This window comes from Nocardia sp. 348MFTsu5.1, from assembly GCF_000383535.1.
Classification (GTDB): domain Bacteria; phylum Actinomycetota; class Actinomycetes; order Mycobacteriales; family Mycobacteriaceae; genus Williamsia; species Williamsia faeni.
The window spans coordinates 295,599-310,331 of record NZ_KB911513.1; the positions used below are offsets into that span (position 1 = coordinate 295,599).

The 14,733-nt window shown below is 65.2% G+C and carries 14 protein-coding genes; 5 read left to right on the plus strand and 9 right to left on the minus strand.

Annotation, left to right across the window (positions count from 1 at the left end; translation table 11 throughout):
* Positions 1-4: 4 nt before the first annotated feature.
* Positions 5-751 carry an SWIM zinc finger family protein gene (locus H290_RS0112005; protein ID WP_028463088.1) on the minus strand — a complete coding sequence of 249 codons (747 nt, stop codon included), beginning with the start codon at positions 749-751 and terminating at the stop codon, positions 5-7.
* Positions 748-3,648, minus strand: coding sequence for a DEAD/DEAH box helicase (locus H290_RS0112010; RefSeq protein ID WP_020107056.1), 2,901 nt, complete (start codon positions 3,646-3,648; stop codon positions 748-750). Before H290_RS0112010 ends, H290_RS0112005 begins: the two co-directional genes overlap by 4 nt.
* A 129-nt stretch (positions 3,649-3,777) precedes the next feature.
* On the opposite strand from H290_RS0112010, the gene H290_RS0112015 reads away from it, so the two are divergent.
* Both H290_RS0112015 and H290_RS0112020 read left to right on the plus strand, forming a co-directional pair.
* A complete protein-coding gene (locus tag H290_RS0112015) occupies positions 3,778-4,530 on the plus strand; it encodes an isocitrate lyase/phosphoenolpyruvate mutase family protein (protein WP_020107057.1) in 753 nt (250 codons plus the stop codon).
* 118 nt (positions 4,531-4,648) lie between these two features.
* The gene (locus H290_RS0112020; RefSeq protein ID WP_028463089.1) at positions 4,649-6,367 is read left to right on the plus strand and encodes a sodium:proton antiporter; all 1,719 of its coding nucleotides are present in this window, start codon (positions 4,649-4,651) and stop codon (positions 6,365-6,367) included.
* A 5-nt stretch (positions 6,368-6,372) separates the two neighbouring features.
* Here H290_RS0112020 and H290_RS0112025 read toward each other — a convergent pair whose 3' ends face one another.
* The 3 genes from H290_RS0112025 to rnhA are packed head-to-tail and all read right to left on the minus strand — an operon-like array spanning position 6,373 to position 8,851.
* Entirely contained in the window at positions 6,373-7,482 is a 1,110-nt protein-coding gene (locus H290_RS0112025) for a sorbosone dehydrogenase family protein (protein ID WP_020107059.1), read from the minus strand.
* Between the two features lie 2 nt (positions 7,483-7,484).
* Positions 7,485-8,408 (minus strand): D-isomer specific 2-hydroxyacid dehydrogenase family protein, encoded by a 924-nt coding sequence (locus H290_RS0112030; protein WP_020107060.1) that lies wholly within the window; start codon positions 8,406-8,408, stop codon positions 7,485-7,487.
* Positions 8,408-8,851 (minus strand): ribonuclease HI, encoded by a 444-nt coding sequence (gene rnhA, locus H290_RS0112035; RefSeq protein WP_020107061.1) that lies wholly within the window; start codon positions 8,849-8,851, stop codon positions 8,408-8,410. The genes H290_RS0112030 and rnhA overlap by 1 nt, the downstream gene beginning before the upstream one ends.
* A gap of 71 nt (positions 8,852-8,922) precedes the next feature.
* On the opposite strand from rnhA, the gene H290_RS0112040 reads away from it, so the two are divergent.
* Positions 8,923-9,942: a nitronate monooxygenase gene (locus H290_RS0112040; RefSeq protein WP_020107062.1), complete on the plus strand. Its 1,020-nt coding sequence runs from the start codon at positions 8,923-8,925 to the stop codon at positions 9,940-9,942.
* Here H290_RS0112040 and H290_RS31445 read toward each other — a convergent pair whose 3' ends face one another.
* Together H290_RS31445 and H290_RS0112050 are read right to left on the minus strand one after the other, a co-directional pair.
* The gene (locus H290_RS31445; protein WP_020107063.1) at positions 9,943-10,092 is read right to left on the minus strand and encodes a hypothetical protein; all 150 of its coding nucleotides are present in this window, start codon (positions 10,090-10,092) and stop codon (positions 9,943-9,945) included.
* 130 nt (positions 10,093-10,222) lie between these two features.
* Entirely contained in the window at positions 10,223-10,918 is a 696-nt protein-coding gene (locus H290_RS0112050) for an NUDIX domain-containing protein (RefSeq protein ID WP_020107064.1), read from the minus strand.
* Positions 10,919-11,017: 99 nt separating this feature from the next.
* Between H290_RS0112050 and H290_RS0112055 the strand changes: the two genes are divergently transcribed.
* Positions 11,018-12,019, plus strand: a complete 1,002-nt coding sequence (locus H290_RS0112055; RefSeq protein ID WP_020107065.1) for an SPFH domain-containing protein — start codon at positions 11,018-11,020, stop codon at positions 12,017-12,019.
* A gap of 18 nt (positions 12,020-12,037) precedes the next feature.
* Positions 12,038-12,922, plus strand: coding sequence for a hypothetical protein (locus H290_RS0112060; protein ID WP_020107066.1), 885 nt, complete (start codon positions 12,038-12,040; stop codon positions 12,920-12,922).
* On the opposite strand, the gene H290_RS0112065 is transcribed toward H290_RS0112060, so the two are convergent.
* Positions 12,879-14,078 (minus strand): type III PLP-dependent enzyme, encoded by a 1,200-nt coding sequence (locus tag H290_RS0112065; RefSeq protein ID WP_051121957.1) that lies wholly within the window; start codon positions 14,076-14,078, stop codon positions 12,879-12,881. The two genes, H290_RS0112060 and H290_RS0112065, sit on opposite strands and share 44 nt — an antisense overlap.
* Entirely contained in the window at positions 14,047-14,571 is a 525-nt protein-coding gene (locus H290_RS0112070) for a hypothetical protein (protein WP_020107068.1), read from the minus strand. The genes H290_RS0112065 and H290_RS0112070 overlap by 32 nt, the downstream gene beginning before the upstream one ends.
* Positions 14,572-14,733 lie beyond the last annotated feature (162 nt).

The following is a 14,733-nucleotide window of genomic DNA, read 5'->3' on the forward strand; positions in this document are numbered from 1 at the left end:
CCGATCAGCGGGTGATGCGCGCGTACAACTCGGCGAGTTCGTCGACGGCCTGAGCCACATCCATTGCCGCGGCCCCCGATCGCCGCAATGCCGCCGACAGTTCGGTGGTGTCGAGTTCGGACAGGACGTCCAGCTGGGGTGGGTGTGGAAGGGCGGGCATCTGGCGGCCGTCGCCGTAGAAGTCGACCTCGGTCATCTGCGGTGTCGGTGCGGTTGCCTCGCTCTCCGCGTCGGCGTCGTCGTCGCGCAGATGTGCGAGCAGCAGTGACAGATCAGCGCCCATCATGGTGAGCAGCGTCGAAGGTTCTTTGTCGATGGCGGCTGCCAGTTCGTAGCTGACGGCGAGCAGGTGAATGCAGCGGTCGGAGTCGTCCGGGCAATTGCAGTCGACGCGGATGTCGGAGGACTCGGCCGGGATCACCAGCGATCCGAGGGTTTCGGGTTGGCGCCCGCGGGTGACAGCCACCAGGTCATCGGTCTTGCCTTGGCGGCGCAGCAGCGATAAGACCGTGGCGGGATCAGCGGGCCCGGTGGTGATCGTCACCTCGAACGGATCGAGCTGGCTGCCCTGAACCAGGGCTTTCACCTGCCCGGACCGCACGACCAGGTCGATGACGACACGGTCGCGAAAGTAGCTGCGGGCCTTGGTGATCTTGCGTGCCTCGGCGGTTGATTCCACGGCCAGCAGGAAAGCCTTGGACCACGGCGTCAGTCCATACCCACGTTGGGGTGGCTTGGGCTTTCGGCTCATTCGCCCACCGCCTCGTCGCTCAGACGCATCAGATCGTAGAGTTCGTCGTCGGCGGTGTTCGCGAGCCAGCTCTCTCCGGTCGAGACGGTGAGTTCGGACAACTCACGTTTGTCGGCGATGAGTTGGTCGATTCGTTCTTCCAGTGTGCCGACACAGACAAACTTGCGGACCTCCACCCGCCGCTGCTGGCCGATCCGGTAGACGCGGTCGGTGGCCTGGTTCTCGACCGCGGGATTCCACCAACGATCCAGATGCACAACATGATTGGCGGACGTCAGGTTCAGTCCGGTGCCGCCGGCCTTCAACGACGCCAGCATGATCGCCGGGCCGTCGGGGTCGGAGAACTCCGCCACCATGGTGTCGCGCGCCTGGCGACTCAGGCCGCCGTGCAGGAACGAGAACTGCTGACCGATCCGATCGGAGAGCCAGGGCTGCAACATCGTCCCGAAGGCGGTGAACTGGGTGAACACCAGGGCTCGCTCGCCGTCGGCGACGATGTTCTCGAGGATATCGGCGAGAAGTTCGATCTTCCCGGAACGATGTTCGTTGCGCCGCATGATCGGGGAACCGTCGCCGAGGTAGTGCGCAGGGTGGTTGCAGATCTGCTTCAGCCGCGTCAGTGCGGCGAAAACCGTTCTGCGACGCTCACTTCCGGCCTCTTTGGTCTCGCCCTTGCCCAGTGCCTCCATCAGATCGTCGATGACCGCGCGATACAGTCCGGCCTGCTCGATGGTGAGGTTGGCGCGGACGGTCAGCTCCGTCTTCTCCGGAAGGTCGGAGATCACTGTCGGATCTGTTTTGACCCGTCGCAGAATGAACGGGGAAGTGACCGCGTTCAAACGCTGGACTGCCCGTGGATCACGTTCGCGTTCAATGGCTTCGGCATAGCGGGATTTGAAGGTCGATGCCGTGCCCAATAATCCGGGGTTGACCAGGTCGATCACCGATCGGAGATCCTCCAGCCGGTTCTCGACGGGGGTGCCGGTCAGGGCGATGCGATGGCGGGCCTGCATCGACCGAACCGCTTTGGATTGTGCGGTGGCAACGTTCTTGATGTGCTGGGCCTCATCGACGACAAGGCGGTCCCAGGTGTTGGTGCTCAACAACTTTCGGTCTCGAGATGCGATGGCAAAGGTGGTGATGACGATGTCGGAGGTTGACGCTGCAGTCGTGAACGGTGTCCCGGACAGCCGGCCCGGCCCGTGATGGATCAACACCGACAGGTGCGGGGCGAATCGGGCGATCTCACGTTCCCAGTTGCCGACCACCGACATCGGGCAGATCAGCAGTGTGGTCCCGCCTGGGCCGGCCTGACTGTCGGTGGTCTCCAACTCCCCACAGATCAGCGCCAAGACCTGAATTGTCTTGCCCAGGCCCATGTCGTCGGCAAGTACGGCGCCGATGCGCAAAGAGCTCAGATGACGCAGCCACTCCATGCCGCGGTGCTGGTAGGGGCGCAGTTCAGCGCGGAGGGATTCGGGTGCGGAGAGGATGGGGGGTGCCATTCGTCCGCGACGCTTGATCTCATCGAGCCACGACAAGCCCTCGACCCGGCTGACCGGGACCGGAAGTTTGTCGTCGCCGTCGGTCACCAGGGCGAACAACTCGCCCATGTCCGCAGGCTGACCCGATTCAGCCAAAGCCTTCTGGGCCTGGATGAATGCCGCCGTCCGGGACAGTGCTGCGTTGTCGGCCCGCACCCACTTGCCGCGGACCTTCACGAGGTCGCCCTTCTGGCGAGCCAGCGCATCCAATTCGGCGGCGTTGAGTACGTCTTCGCCGAGCGCCAATTGCCATTGGAAGTTGCGGATTTCGTCGAATCCGACCACCACCGATCGCTGCGGCGTGCCACCCTCCTGCTTGCCCCGCAATGTCAGTGTCGGCCGGACATGTGCGATCGAGCGAGGCAGCAACACCTCGTACCCGGCCTCGGACAGGGCCGAGACCCCGGTGTCGAGAAGTTCGAGAACCACATCGGTCGACAGGAGGAAGTCGAGCGAATAGTCGTCGTGGCGAGCAGATTTCAAAGTGGGGAAGGCCCGGACGGCACCGGCGACCTCGGTGGTGACCTGATCGATCTCATGGGCGTCGAGCCGTCGTAGCTCTACGGGGTCGTCCGGGCGATCGACGGTGCGGCGGCACACCTGCAGCCGCCACCGCGTCGGGCCGCCTTCGTTGTCCTCATCACCCTCGTCCGGTTCATTGAGGCGCAAGACCAGAGCTGATTCGCCGAGCCGGAGTCCGTCGGCCCACTGCGACCAGGCCGACGCCGCGGCAGTTGCCTTGTCGGCGGACATGGGTGGCGCGTCGGCATCGGGTAGCAATGTTCGGACGAATGACGAACGAACGGCGTCGGGTTTGATGTCGCGGCAACTGGTTCGGCACAGGTGGTCGGTCACTTCGCCGCAGAAGTCCATGATCGCGTCGGTGTCACCGTTGTCGAGAACAACCGGAGGAGCCGCCGCGATCGCCGTCGACAACCAGGTGCGCCAGGTTGTGGTGGCCAGGGGCGCCCATCGGACAGCCCACTCGCCGGCGACCCGGCTGACCGCCGGGGTGATCGCGCCGGATCGGACAAATCGCTCGGTCGAATCCAACAGGTAACGGTAATAACGCAATTCGCCACCGACGACGTCGTCGGGCTTGATGGCCTCGAGCAGTTCACAGGCGGCCGCCGGACCGAGCGTCACCGAGGCGATGTCGCGGCGGTCATCGGCACCGGGTCCGGACACTGTGATGGTGCGCCGCAGCGACCGACCTCCGACAACCGTGTCGAGTGCCGGCGGCAACCCGTCGGGGACATGCTCGGTGCACGGCTGCCCATCGGCTTCGGTGAACCACAGCGACAGCCCGACCCCACCGCGCCACAACGCATGGGCCGCCGGTGTCTGAGTCACTCGACCATGGTGGCACGCTGGTGTGACAGTCCCGGTATCGAGCGAGCAACACCCATATCCGGCCGGAAAGCTCGCATGGATCTGCCAAGCACAGGAATCTTCCAGACAACCCGCGTAGTTGTAGAGGGCATGACGGAACTATCAAGCAAGGCCGCAACTCTGCTCGAACTCCATCAACCCGGAAACCCGGTGATTCTGCCGACGGTGTGGGATGCCTGGTCGGCCAACCTGGCGATATCCGCGGGATTCACCGCGCTGACAGTGGGTAGTCACCCGGTGTCTGATTCGATCGGCAAACCCGACAACGAGGGCATCACGTTCACCGAACTGATCACCCGCATCAAACAGATCACCGACGCCGTCGACGTGCCGATCTCCGTCGACATCGAAGCCGGATACGGCGAAGATCCCAAACGCCTGATCGATGGACTGATCTCTGCCGGCGCGGTGGGCCTCAACATCGAGGACACCGTCCACAGCGAGGGCGGCCGGCTGCGGGAGGCGCAGGAGCATGCCGATTTTGTCGCGGCGCTGCGTGCGGCATCTGATGCCACCGACGTTCACGTGGTGATCAACGCCCGGACCGACCTGTTCCTCAAACAGGTCGGCGACGAGTCCGACCGCGTCGACCGGGCGATCTCCCGTTTGAAACTGGCCGCCGAAGCCGGTGCCGACGTGCTCTATCCGGTCGGATTCCACGACGACGCGGTCCACAAGCGGCTGACCGATGAGTTGCCGTTGCCGGTCAACGCCATCGGCCATCCGGTGAACAACAACAAGGCCGCTCTCGCTGCGCTCGGGGTCGCCCGCGTCAGCTTCGGCCCGATCTTCCAGATGGTTCTCGCTGAGCGGGCCGCCGAAGTCCTCGCACCCTGGAAGTAGCGCACCCGCGATCGCGACTTTTCGGCACGATCGACGGTGATACCGGCACGCTCGGCGGCGATTTGAGCACGCTCGGCGGCGTTATGGGCACGGTCGGCGGCGGTGGCAAGGAGTGGGTGTGGAGCTGACGCTGGTCTGTGTGCTGGCAGTCGTCGCGATCGTCGGTGTTGCGGTTTTTTCCGGACGACTGGGGGTCGCGGCACCGTTGGTGCTGGTGATCGTCGGGGCCGGGATGAGTTTTGTGCCCGGGGTCCCCGACCTCGAGATTCCTCCGGAATTCATTCTCGCGGGCGTGTTGCCGCCGCTGTTGTATTCGGCGGCGGTCAACATGCCTGCCCAGGATTTTCGACGGAACTTCAAACCGATCACCGCACTGGCCGTCATCCTGGTCGTGGTCACGACGCTGGGGACGGGCTGGTTCTTCCACGCATTGATCCCGGATCTCGGGTGGCCCGCGGCGTTCGCGCTCGGTGCGGTGATCAGTCCGACCGATGCCGTCGCAGCGACATCGGTGGGTAAGAAGCTCGGGCTGCCGTCCCGGGTCGTGGCGGTCCTCGAAGGTGAGGGTCTCGTCAATGACGCGTCGGCGCTGGTGTTGCTGCGGTCGGCCGTCGCAGCTCTCGGCGGAGCGGTGTCGCTCTGGGGCGTGGCCGGCGACTTCGTGTTCGCCGTTGCGGTCGCATCGGCGATCGGACTGGCGGTCGGCTACGCCAACGTGTGGATCCGGGGTCTGCTCAACGACCCGATCCTGACCACCGCCATCTCACTGATCGTGCCGTTCATCGCCTACCTGCCCGCCGAAGAGGCCGGCGCCTCCGGGGTCCTGGCAGTGGTCGTCGCGGGTCTGGTCACCGGGCATCAGGCCTCCACACATCTCCGGGCACAGGACCGGCTCGCGGAGACGGTCAACTGGCGCACGCTGGCGTTCCTGCTCGAGGGCGGGGTCTTCTTATTGATGGGTCTCGAGCTCAAGAAGTCGATCGAAGACGTGCAGGAGAGTTCCTTCAGCACCTGGCACGCGGTCGGTCTCGGACTGGCCGCCTCGGTGATCGTGATCCTGCTGCGTATCGCGTTTGTGGCACCGATGGTCGGGTTGCTGCGACGCGATACCAAACGCGCACACGCGTCGATATCGCGCCTGGACGAAATGCAGGCGAGGCTCGACGCGCGCGAGCCCGACCACCTGCTCACCGAACGGCGGCTGCGTCATATGCAGACGCGGATGACGCGAGTATCGGCCGACGTCGCCTTCAAGCTCAACGAGACCCTCGGATGGCGGGGCGGTGTGGTGCTCGGCTGGGCGGGCATGCGCGGCGCCATCACCGTCGCGGCCGCGCAGACGTTGCCGTCTGATACCCCGCACCGTCCACAGCTGATCCTGATCGCCTTCGTGGTGGCCGGGACGACGCTTCTGCTCCAGGGTTTCACGTTGCCCGCGGTGATCCGGATGGCCAAGGTCGCACCGGATGATCCCGAACGGTTGCGAGGTGAGTACGAGCAACTCGTCGGCGAGCTGTCGCAGGCAGCGAGCGATGCGCTGCGTGATCCGGCGGTGATCGGGACCGGCGACGCCACGGTGTCGGACACCGTCGTCGAGATGGTTCGCAATGACAGCATCATCGGCCGGGCGCGCGTCCAACGTGATGCCGAGATCGAACAGCACGGACGCGAACAGTACTTCCGGCTCCGCCTGCGGGTGCTGTCCGCGGAACGCGATGCGTTGCTTCGAGTCCGGAAGTTGGGGTTGTACAGCTCGCAGTCACTGACCCACGCGCAGCACCTGCTCGATCTTGAAGAGGCCCGACTCGAACAGTTGAGCAACGACACGTCCGGGTAGTCAGCTCACCCGATCGCGACGCGCTTGATCCGATCGTCGCCGGGCCCGGGGCTGCCACGGCCGTCGGTGTTGTTGGTGAGGAACCACAGCGAACCGTCGGGTGCCACGGCCACATCGCGGAGTCGGCCGAACTCGTTGACGTACAACTCGTCGGCCGTGGACGGCGCTGCGACCGGGATCGCACGCAGTCGCTCACCTTTCAGATTGGCGACGTAGATGGTGTCCCCGGCGATCGTCATGCCGCTAGGGCTGGCATCGTCGGGTCGCCATTGCTGAACCGGATCGATGTATGCGCTGTCACCGACCGCCTCACCGATTCCCTCGACCTGCGGCCAGCCGTAATTGCCACCGGGCCGGATGATGTTGAGTTCGTCCCAAGCGTCCTGCCCGAACTCGACCGAATACATCGTGCCGTCGTTCGACCACGCCAGCCCCTGTACGTTGCGGTGCCCGAGTGACCACACCGGACTCCCCGCGGCCGGGTTGTCCGCCGGCACAGTGCCCTCGGGGGTCAGACGCAGGATCTTGCCCGACAGACTGGACGGATCCTGCGCGTTTGGCCGGTTCTGGGCGTCACCGGTGGTGATGTAGAGCATGTCGTCCGGACCGAACGCGATGCGTCCGCCGTTGTGGGTGCGACCACCCGGGATCCCGACCAGCACGTCCTCGGGTTCACCGAGCCCCAGGCTCCCCGCCGACCCGGTCAGCGGGTACTTCACCACCCGGTTGTCGCCGCCGCTGCTGGTGAAGTAGACGAACAGGTCACGTTCGCGGACGGCCAACCCGAGCAGGCCGCCCTCACCTGCGGGCGCGACGTCGCGGACCGTCCCGACCACCCGGGTGCCGTCACCGACGATCTCGAGGATGTCGCCGGTATCGCGTTCGCTGATGAGCGCGGCACCCTGGGCGAACACGATCGACCAGGGTGCATCGAGGTCGGTCACCACGTCTGTCGGCGGACCGGCGATCACCGAGGGACCGGTCTCCGACGTCGTCGGGGTGGATGTCTGTGGCGATGGTCGCGAGGTCTGGGACGGGTTCGCGTCCTCACCACCGCAGGCCGCGATCAATGTCGCGCCGGCGAGGGACATGAGTACTTGGACCGCGATACGCATGGTCAGTAGCTGGCGTTCGGGTCGACTCGGGCCAGCATGTCGGCGCCACCCGCGGCGAACCGGCGCAGGTTCTCGGCAACCCAGGGAGCCAGGGTGCGGGTCAGGCCGGACGACGGGTTGGCCACGTGCGGGGTGATGATCACGTTGGGCAGGTCCCACAACGGGTGGTCGACGGCCGGTGGCTCCGGATCGGTGACATCAAGGGCGGCCCCGGCGATGACACCGGTGGTCAGCGCGGTATGCAGTGCGTCCTCGTCCACCAGCGGGCCTCGCGCGACGTTGACGATCCACGCATGCGACGGCAACTTCGCCAGGGTCGTCTCATTGATCAGGTGCCGGGTCTCGTCGGTGGACGGTGCGGCCAGGACGACGTGATCGCATCGCGACCACACCTCGTCGAGACGGCTGGACGGATAGGTGTCGCGCGCCCCCTCGACGGGGCGGCCGGAGTGGTTGACGGCCAGGACATCTGCGCCACAGGCCCGCAGACGCGGAATCAACGAGCGGGCGATCCCGCCGGCACCGATGATCGCGACGGTGGAACCGTGCAGTGAACGGACCGCGGTGTCGATCGCCTGCTTGTCCCAATGCCGCGTCACGGCAACGTTGATCTGGCGGAGCCCGGCGAGCAGCAGTGCCAGAGCATGCTCGGCGACGTTCTCGGCATAGAAACCCGACGCGTTGGTCCAGATGCGCTTGTCGTCGAGAAGTCCTGCATTCAGAAATGATTCGATGCCGGCCAGCCGCAACTGAACCCATTCGATGTGGTCGGGCAGGGGCGAAGGGAAGCCGGCGGTGTCGCCGGTCCACACCAGCGCGCGGGCATCGGCGAGGTCGACGATCTCGCCACCGGCCGAGGTGATGGCCTCGGCCAGATGCGGATCGTGGTCGGGGATCAGTGCCACGCGGACGGGTGCGGTACTCATCATCCTTCTTTCAGCTTGCGGGCGGCGCTGGTGGCGAGTTGATCGGCGATCTCGTTGTAGTGGTCGCCGGCATGGCCTTTGACCCACTTCCACTCGACCTCGTGCCTGGCACATTGCTCGATCAGTTCACGCCACAACTCACTGTTCTTCACCGGCTTCTTGTCTTTGGTCAGCCAGCCGTTGGACTGCCAGCCCGCCGCCCACTTCATGATCCCGTTGCGGACGTAGGTGCTGTCGGTATACAGAATCACCGTCGACGGCTTCTTCACGGCTTCGAGCCCCTTGATGGCTGCGGTCAGTTCCATCTTGTTGTTGGTGGTGTCGGGCTCGGCACCGGAGATCTGTTTCTCGTGCTCCTTGTAGCGAAGGACCGCACCCCAACCGCCCGGCCCGGGGTTGCCGAGGCAGGCGCCGTCGGTGGAGATCTCGACGGGAGTCGTCATGTTGTGATCGTCTCTGGCATGGCAGAAAGGCTACCGTCGGCGTAGGACGACAAAGCGCAGGAGGTTTGCCCGTGGCACTGTTCGACGTTCGTGATCTCGACGTACCCATCGTGGGGGCTCCGATGGCGGGCGGCCCGAGTACGCCGCAGCTGGCGGCGGCGGTCACCGAGGCCGGTGGACTCGGCTTCCTGGCCGGAGCTCTGCTGACGGCCGACAAGCTCGCCGAGGACATCGCCGTGGCGCGGTCGCTGACCTCGGGTCCCCTCGCGGTGAATCTCTTTGTGCCGCAGCCAGACGTGGGGAAGCCGTCCGAAATCGCCGCTTACGCGGAGGAACTCGGGGAGCTGGCCCGGCACTTCGGGGTGCAGCTCGGTGAGCCGCGATACACCGACGACGACTATGCGCAAAAGGTCGAGGTCCTGCTCGACCTGCGACCCGAGGTCGTCTCCTTCACGTTCGGATGTGCCGATGCCGGGGACATCAAGCGATTCGCCGAAGCCAGGGTGGCGACCCTCGGGACGGTGACGACGAAGGCCGAAGCGGAGGCGGCGGTCGCTCGCGGTGTCGACGCCCTGGTGGCGCAGGGCCCCCACGCGGGCGGTCATCGCGGCATCTTTGATCCGTTGGCGCGACCGTCCACGGATTCGCTGGAAACGCTGGTGGTGACGGCCGGGACGGTCAGCGACGTGGTGGTCGCGGCCGGTGGCATCAGTACACCCGGAGCAGTGGCCGCGATGCTTGATCTCGGTGCCGTCGCCGTGCAGGTGGGCACGGCGTTGCTGCTCAGCGATGAAGCCGGCACCAATTCGGTGTCGCGGGCCGCGCTCACCGATCCGCAGTTCACCGAGACCGCCGTGACCCGCGCATTCTCCGGGCGGTACGCGCGCGGGCTGCGCAACAGGTTCATGCAGAACCATGATCCGACCGCACCGCTTGCCTATCCGCAGATCCACTACTTGACCGGACCGCTCCGGAAAGCTGCGGTCGCTGCCGGTGACCCGCACGCGACCAACCACTGGGCCGGTACCGGTTTCAAGGACATCCGCTCGTGCCCGGCGGCGCAGATCGTGGCGGACCTTACTGGTCGATGACTATTGCCCGTCGATGGAACCCGCGGTCCCACCCAGCGCATGGCCGCGATTGATCTCGTGGCCGTGCTCACCGGCTTCGTAGACCGCCGCCTGTTTGCGGAGTTCGTCGGTCTCGCCGATCGGTTCCGCGTCTTCGAAGGGGAACTTCATCTAGACCTCGCTTCGATTGGAGTCCTGCCTCCACGCTAGTCGCGGACCCGCCTGTGCGCAGGGAGGTCAGGGGATCGTCCTGTGTGGTGAGCAAGTTCATCAGGTGTCGTTCCCGGACCCCCTTACTGCGTCAGTTGGGGCGCAGCAGTGGCGGATGCAGCGCGGTGGCGTCTCCGACGGTGAACAGCGCGGCCGGGCGACCGCCGTCGCGGCCGGTCATGGTCCCGGTCGGGCGAACGAAATCCGGGGCGCCGGTGACCTTGCGATGGAAATTGCGGGGATCGAGCGGCCGGCCCCAGACGGTCTCGTAGACCCGGCGCAGTTCGGCGACGGTGAACTCGGGCTCGCAGAACGTCGCGGCCAATGGGGTGTATTCCAGCTTCGATCGGGCGCGTTCGACACCGTCGGCCAGGATCTCGTCGTGGTCGAACGCCAATGAGGGGGAGCCGGCGAGAACCCTCTCGACCGGGTGCAGGGCTGCGGATGCGGCGTCGGATCCGGCCACCGGAGCCGGTGTGTGCGGCGTCAGTGCCAGATAGGCAGTACTGATGACCCGGCCGCGCGGGTCGCGGTCCGGGCGTCCATAGGTGGCCAGTTGTTCGAGGTGGACGCCGCCTCGTCCCACTCCCGTTTCTTCGACCAGTTCCCGGTAGGCGGCATCGGGTAGGTCCTCGTTGTCGTGGACGAATCCGCCGGGCAATGCCCATTCGCCGATGTTCGGCTCGATGCCGCGACGGACCAGCAACGCGCACAGGCGGCCATCGTGGATGGTCAGGACCACGAGGTCGACGGATGCCGCAGCGTTGAGCCAGAAATCGGAAGGCATGGACCCAGTGTAATCGTCATCTTGACGATTAGTGCCGATCCAGTTATCGTCACTATGACGACAAAGTGTGGTCGAGAACGAACGAGGGAGGGCCGGGTCATGGCCGACATCAAGCGAGCGATCTTCCTGCGTCACATGCGGTGCGCGCCGAACATGTACATCGAGCACACGGCGAAGGCGAAGCTGGTGCACTCGGGTCTGGCCCAATCGTTCTGGTTCCGGCCGCTGACCGCGTCGGTGAGTGAGGTGCCGGTCGATGACCAGCAGCTCCCGTTGCTGTTCCATGCCCGGACGCTCGATTTCCAGGACCTCACCGTGCAAGCCACCGTCACCTACCGGATCATTGACCCGCACATCGCGGCCGGTCGCATCGACTTCGGAATCGATCCCGACGAGGGCATCTGGAGGGCGCGACCGCTGGATCAACTGGCCGGATTGCTGACGGAATCGGCTCAGCAGCACGCGTTGGATCTGCTGTCGGGTACGCCGCTCCGGCAGGCGCTGGCCGACGGGGTGACACCGGTTCGTGAACGCATCGCGGCCGGGCTGACCGGGGACCGCCGGCTGGCGGAGACCGGTCTGGAGGTGGTCGATGTCCGGGTGGTCGCCTTGCGGTCGGAAGCTGAGATGGAGCGGGCACTGCAGACACCGCTGCGTGAGCAGGTGCAGCAGGAAGCGGACCGGGCCACCTACGAACGACGCGCGGTGGCGGTCGAACGGGAGCGGGCGATCGCGGAGAACGAACTGCAGAGCCAGATCGAACTGGCCCGCCGCGAGGAGCAACTGGTGGATCAGCAGGGCCGCAACGGACGCAAGCGGTCGACGGAAGACGTTGCCGCAGAGAAGATTCGCACCGACGCCGACGCCCAACGCCAACAGCTGCTGGCGCAGACGCAGGCTGAAGCCACCCGGGTGGTCGGTCTGGCACAGGCGGAGGTGGATGCCGCTGCGCTGACGCCGTATCGCGATCTGGACCAGGCGATTGTGTTGGGTCTGGCACTCAAGGAACTGGCCGCGAACATGCCGGAGATCGGGACGCTGAACCTGACCCCGGATGTCCTGACGCAGGTTCTCGGCCGGTTTGCCGCCGACCGTGGCTGACACCGAAAGGAATTGACGATGGCACTGGCACCACGGGCGGTGGTCGTATATCGCCGCACCGAACTCGACGAACTGCTGGCAACACACGGCACCCGTGGTCAGGCCGCGTTCTTCCTGCGATCCCGCGGGCGCGACATCGATGAGGTGCAAGCTCGTCACGACGCCGTCCAGCGGGCTCGTACTCGTGTCGACGCGGCGATCCCGGTGGACTGGCGCCGCGGGCTGGTCGAACGAACCGACCTGAGCCGCTTCGTGTTCGGTGATGAAGATGTCATCGTGGTCGTCGGCCAGGACGGATTGGTGGCCAACGTCGCGAAGTACCTGGAGGGTCAGCCGGTGCTGGGGGTCAATGCCGAACCCGACCACAATCCCGGAGTGCTGGTGAATCACCGGGCCGACGAGGTCGAGAAGATCCTGGGACATCCCCACGCCCTTCACCGGGTCACGCACTGCACGATGGTCGAAGCCGAACTCGACGACGGCCAGATGTTGCGGGCGCTCAACGAGATCTACATCGGACATCCCTCCCACCAATCAGCGCGCTACCGCATCGAATTCGGTGCCCGAGCCGAGCGGCAGTCGTCATCCGGTGTGCTGGTGGGAACCGGGACGGGCGGCACCGGGTGGTGCCGGTCGGTATGGCTCGAACGCGGGAGCCGGCTGGCCTTGCCGGCGCGGCCCGATACCGATCTGTGCTGGTTTGTCCGCGAGGCCTGGCCGTCTCCGGCCACCGGCACAGTTCTCACCGAAGGTCTGCTCATCGATGGTGAGGAACTCGGGATCGTCGCCGAATCGGATCTGGTGGTGTTCGGGGACGGGATCGAATCCGATGCGCTGACAATGTCGTGGGGACAACGCGTCAGGGTGCGGCGAGCCCCGGTGGCATTGCGACTGGTGGACTGATCACCACAGGTGTCGGGGTGATTCCGTTGAATCCGCTGGCGGTCACGGTGGTATACGCGCCCATCATCGGACTCACGACCACATCGCCCACTCCCAGGGTGGGCATCGAATAGTCCCGGGCGATCACGTCGACACTGTCGCACGTAGGTCCGGCCAGGGTCACGGGATCGAACGTTGTGGCGACGCCGGTGATCTCACGAAGGGCCAAGATCGGCGGATGCACATTCTCCGTCAGCACATTCGAGTAGCTGCCGTAGAGTCCGTCATCGAGATAGTGCCACGTGGCGCCGCGGCGCACCGCAGTGCCGACAACCGACGTGAGAAGGGTTGCGCAACTGGCAGATATGAATCGTCCAGGTTCGGCCAGCACGGTAAATGAACCCTGATGCGCCGCGAGGAATGGACGCACGACGTCACCGATCTCGGCGATGGTGGGCATCGGTTCGCGGTAGGTCACCGGGAATCCGCCCCCGATGTCGAGTATGCCGACCTCGGTACCGATTGCGGCCTCGACCTGCTCGACCAGAGCCAAGGCTGTTGTCATTGCCCGCCGGAACGGTTCTACAGATGTTCCCTGACTGCCGACATGGAAGCTGAAGCCGGCGAAGTGCACGCCGGTGGTGAGAATGTCTTTGACCAGCTGTTCGGCTTCTGTGATTGCAACCCCGAACTTGACCGAAAGATCCGATTTTGCAGTCTGATTGGGTATCGCGACGCGGGCGAGAATGGCTATGTCGGACCGTCGGCCGATGAACTTCCGGACTTCGGTAGGGTTATCGACCACAAAGGTTCGGACCCCCGAGCGGTACGCGTGATCGATGTCGCCGGGCTTCTTGATGGGATGGGTATAGATGCAGCGATCCATCGAAATACCCATTGCCCTGACCAGATCGACCTCGCCGCGGCTGGCCACGTCGAACCGTCCGGACAGCGCGGCGACAGTCGCCAGGACGGCCGGATGGGGCATCGACTTCACGGCGTAATGGATCTCGACGTCCGGCAGCTGGGTGCGCAGTAGCCTGTACTGAGCGGCGACCTGTCGAGGGTCGAGGATGAGCAGCGGTGTTCCGTACTCTGCCAGCAAACCGGGCCAATCCTGTTCTCGGGAACGTGATCTGAGTTCGTCACGTAACTGTTGCCGGATGGTGTGATCCATCGGAAAGCACCTCTTTGGGTTGTCTGTGGGCCAGCAGAGCGCTGAACCGTTCGTAGCTGACGATCGTGAACAGATAGAAGATGCAGTCGGACAGGATCTTTGCCACGATCCATCCGAGTACTGTGCCGCCCAGTAAGATCGGACCGAAGTAGAAGGTCAGCGGGCGCACCACAAGGCTGTCGACGGCCTCGGCCGGACCGAACTCGATGAACAGGCTCCGCAGTGCCAGCGCAATCGCGATGAGTGAACGGGCGAGGCCGGTCCGCGAGAAGTCGGCCCGGTAGAAGCAGCGCACCGCGCTGCCGTAGGCGGCAGCGTAGTACCCGACCGTCGCCCCGACGGTTCCCGCCACTGCGGCGACCGCCAGCGACCCGGTGATCCAGTATGCGAATACGGCCCCGCCGATTTCACCGACGGTTCCGGATAATTCGCAGGGAAGGTACCGACGGATCCATTCGACGGCCTTGGCCCGGGCCGAACGCGTGGAGTCCATGGGTAAACGATGTCGTCGGGCCGATTTACGCACACGCGTAGCGTGCTACCCGATTCAGACGAGCCGGCGTCTCATGAAATCGGGTAGGACGGACTCACGGCCAATTGCGCATCTCCATCCGTTGTCGTTCGGGTGGTATTCATCTGGTGTTCACATAGCGGC

Bases quoted from the DNA above. Each gene is read 5' to 3' on its own strand.
- H290_RS0112050 (WP_020107064.1), bottom strand. From the start codon at position 10,918: ATGCCTTCCGATTTCTGGCTCAACGCTGCGGCATCCGTCGACCTCGTG.
- rnhA (WP_020107061.1), bottom strand. From the start codon at position 8,851: ATGACGACTCCCGTCGAGATCTCCACCGACGGCGCCTGCCTCGGCAAC.
- H290_RS31445 (WP_020107063.1), bottom strand. From the start codon at position 10,092: ATGAAGTTCCCCTTCGAAGACGCGGAACCGATCGGCGAGACCGACGAA.
- H290_RS0112015 (WP_020107057.1), top strand. From the start codon at position 3,778: ATGACGGAACTATCAAGCAAGGCCGCAACTCTGCTCGAACTCCATCAA.
- H290_RS0112025 (WP_020107059.1), bottom strand. From the start codon at position 7,482: ATGCGTATCGCGGTCCAAGTACTCATGTCCCTCGCCGGCGCGACATTG.
- H290_RS0112065 (WP_051121957.1), bottom strand. From the start codon at position 14,078: ATGGATCACACCATCCGGCAACAGTTACGTGACGAACTCAGATCACGT.
- H290_RS0112005 (WP_028463088.1), bottom strand. From the start codon at position 751: ATGAGCCGAAAGCCCAAGCCACCCCAACGTGGGTATGGACTGACGCCG.
- H290_RS0112055 (WP_020107065.1), top strand. From the start codon at position 11,018: ATGGCCGACATCAAGCGAGCGATCTTCCTGCGTCACATGCGGTGCGCG.
- H290_RS0112030 (WP_020107060.1), bottom strand. From the start codon at position 8,408: ATGAGTACCGCACCCGTCCGCGTGGCACTGATCCCCGACCACGATCCG.
- H290_RS0112060 (WP_020107066.1), top strand. From the start codon at position 12,038: ATGGCACTGGCACCACGGGCGGTGGTCGTATATCGCCGCACCGAACTC.
- H290_RS0112070 (WP_020107068.1), bottom strand. From the start codon at position 14,571: ATGGACTCCACGCGTTCGGCCCGGGCCAAGGCCGTCGAATGGATCCGT.